Origin of the sequence: Faecalibacterium gallinarum, from assembly GCF_022180365.1 — a bacterium.
GTDB classification, from domain to species: Bacteria; Bacillota; Clostridia; order Oscillospirales; family Ruminococcaceae; genus Faecalibacterium; species Faecalibacterium gallinarum.
Genome location: NZ_BQKV01000067.1, coordinates 1 through 2,627, shown reverse-complemented (window position 1 = coordinate 2,627; position 2,627 = coordinate 1). Strand labels below are relative to the sequence as shown.

At 54.3% G+C, this 2,627-nt stretch carries 4 protein-coding genes and 1 tRNA gene; all 5 read right to left on the bottom strand.

Features of this window, described 5'->3' with window-relative positions:
• Positions 1-311, bottom strand: a 311-nt coding sequence (locus JCM17207_RS09570; protein ID WP_238317442.1) for an IS3 family transposase, incomplete at its 3' end; no start/stop codon positions are given.
• A gap of 20 nt (positions 312-331) precedes the next feature.
• Positions 332-586 (bottom strand): imidazolonepropionase, encoded by a 255-nt coding sequence (locus JCM17207_RS09565; protein WP_238317441.1) that lies wholly within the window; start codon positions 584-586, stop codon positions 332-334.
• 140 nt (positions 587-726) lie between these two features.
• A complete protein-coding gene (locus tag JCM17207_RS09560; protein WP_238317440.1) occupies positions 727-1,170 on the bottom strand; it encodes a hypothetical protein in 444 nt (147 codons plus the stop codon).
• 148 nt (positions 1,171-1,318) lie between these two features.
• Positions 1,319-1,395: transfer RNA gene (locus JCM17207_RS09555), tRNA-Arg, on the bottom strand.
• 104 nt (positions 1,396-1,499) lie between these two features.
• On the bottom strand, positions 1,500-2,276 hold the full coding sequence (locus JCM17207_RS09550; protein ID WP_238317439.1) for a type III pantothenate kinase: 777 nt from the start codon (positions 2,274-2,276) through the stop codon (positions 1,500-1,502).
• Between the last annotated feature and the right edge of the window lie 351 nt (positions 2,277-2,627).

Below are 2,627 nucleotides of genomic sequence, written 5' to 3'. Positions count from 1 at the left end.
TGAACCTGCTGTCCAAGCTGCTTCCACTGCCTGCGTCTGCGTATTTCAGACAGCAATCCGTTTGTTTTCATAAGTCTGAGGACAGTTTTAGGATTCCTGTGACAGCCGTTTTTGTCCAGCCACAGATGCATCCGGCGATAGCCATATGTGTTTTTGCACCTCTTCTGCTGCCGGGCGATCTGGTCTATAATCGACTGATTTGGGTTCGGACGGTTCAGATTGTGGGTATAGGCGTAGTACCCACTCCGGGAAACACCAAAGAATTTGCACATCCGCCAAATCGGATACTTTTCCCGATAACGGTAAATCACAGCATATTTTGCCTTTGCTCTCACTCCCTTTCTATGAATTGCAGAAAATCCCGCAGCAGTTCATTCTCCATTTTCAGGCGCTCATTCTCTGCTTTGTAGTATTCAATGCTTGTCGGATCAAGCGCTATCTTTTTCGGTCGTCCCTTGGGCTTGGGAGGGATTCCTTCTGCAAGTTTTCGCTGTTTTCGATTGTATCGGGTAAGGAATCCACGCATTTCCTTATGCGTAAATCCAAGCTTCTCCCTGATCTCGCAGTTTGAGTATTTCTTTCTCATGCTCCTGTATGTGGCTGTATTTTCTCGGCATAGCAAAGACCTCCTGTTGTAGTTCTATTCTACCACAGGAGGCCTTCTTTTTTCATTGTCTGTTTTTACTGGGGCGGTTCAAAAATGGCACGTCCTTTTTTATGGAAAGATTACTTATTCAGGGCCGGCAGGATGAAGAACTGCTCGCCGTGGCTCTCATCGGCCACCACGCCGGCGTCGAAGGTGATGACCACGTCCCCGTCCTCATTGACCTCAAAGGGCAGATTCTCGTCGATGGTCACATAATCGGTCAGGGGAGCATCATTGATAACGGGGTAATATTCCACTTCCGGCTCCAGATCCATCCGGTTTTCCATATTCATCAGGATGGTCTCGGAGATATAGTCAACGTAGTCGCTGCCCAGCAGGCTCTCCAGCGTTTGGGCTTCAGTCTCGGAGGAGGCGGTTTCCTGAGAGACGGCGGCGCTGCTGGCAGGAGTGCTGGAAGCAGTGGAACTGGCGGACGAAGCAGACGAAGTAGACGAAGCGCTGCACCCGGCCAGCAGAAGAGCGGCGGCCAGGGTACCGGCGGCGAGCATAAATCGGATTTTCATAGAGAAATACCTCCTTCATGGGCGGGGGGAAGGATAGCCCCTGACCCTATGGCCGGAGTATAGCAGAAGGATGTGTCAGATTTGTTTGAAAGGTTTGAAAAATTCGGGAAGCAAAAAAGACAGCCGCCCCGGAATGGGACGGCTGTCTTGGTGCGGCCGGGGGGATTCGAACCTCTGGCCTTTGGAGTCGGAGTCCAACGCTCTATCCAGCTGAGCTACGACCGCACATGATCTGCTGGCCGTATCGGTACAACCAGCAAAACATATTATAGCACAGTTTCGGGAAAAATGCAAACCCAAAAATCCGTCGATTTTTCGCCCCGGGCGGCTCAGCCCTTTCGGTTGCGCTGCCAGATCTTATAAAGACCGTCGGTGATGAGGGTTTCCCGGTAGAGGATCGGGGTCTTGCAGGCCCGGCGGATGGAGGCGGGCAGGTTGCCGGTGGCATAAAACCGGGTCTTGGGGCCCAGTTCGGCGCAGAACCGGGCGGCCAGGCCGTCCAGCTGGCAGGCGGTGCCCAGGATTACCCCGGCTTGCAGACAGGCGGAGGTGTTTTTGCCCAGCACCGAGGCTGGAGCTGCTCCAATCAGATCCACCTGGGGCAGCTGGGCGGTATTCCGGACCAGACTGTCCGCCGAGAGCTGGGGCCCGGGCAGGATTACTCCCCCTACCAGTTCCCGCTTGTCGTTCACCGCCATAATGGAGATGGCGGTGTCGGCCAGGATTACGGCCATGGGCGGGGGTGCATCTTCCATAGCGGCCACCACCCCGCAGAGAAGCTCGGCTCCCAGCTGGGCGGGATTGTCCAGTCGGAGCTTCAGCCCGCTTTTCAGCCCGGGGCCCACCGTCATCACCCGTACATTGGATAAGAGCCGAAGGGCCGCCACCACCCGCCCCGTCAGGGAGGGGACCACACTGCCCAGAATGGCCCCTTCGATCTCCACCGGGGCGGTGTGATGGAGGGTCAGCAAGTTGATGATCTGGATGGCGTATTCGTCCGCCGTGGCGGCAGGGTCAGCGTGGAGGCGCCCGCAGAACTGCAAGGTGTCCTGCTGATAGCCGCCCAGGGTGATATGGGTGTTGCCGATGTTTACGGTCAGGATCATAAGAGCCTCCCATACAGGATGAATGGTTTCTTTCTATTATATATTGTATCCCCACTGCACAAAAACGCAAGGGGAAACAAAATCTCCTAAAAAATCCCAAAAAGGTGTTGACAAAAGGGGGCGGCGGTGGTATTATACTCAGGCACCCCGGGTCACACGAAAGAATGACTCTTACGGGAGCCCACGAAACCGATCGAAAAGCTCAAAACACTTCGAAAAAAGTGCTTGACAAACGAGCGGTTCGGTGGTAAAATAAAGAGGTCGTCAGCCGAGAGGCGAACGGCACACAGGACCTTGAAAATTGAACAATATCGAAAAACTTGTAACGGAACCTTATTGCGTGCGGATTTG

Coding starts and splice junctions, on each gene's coding strand:
- JCM17207_RS09565 (WP_238317441.1), bottom strand. CDS start 586: ATGAGAAAGAAATACTCAAACTGCGAGATCAGGGAGAAGCTTGGATTT.
- JCM17207_RS09560 (WP_238317440.1), bottom strand. CDS start 1,170: ATGAAAATCCGATTTATGCTCGCCGCCGGTACCCTGGCCGCCGCTCTT.
- JCM17207_RS09550 (WP_238317439.1), bottom strand. CDS start 2,276: ATGATCCTGACCGTAAACATCGGCAACACCCATATCACCCTGGGCGGC.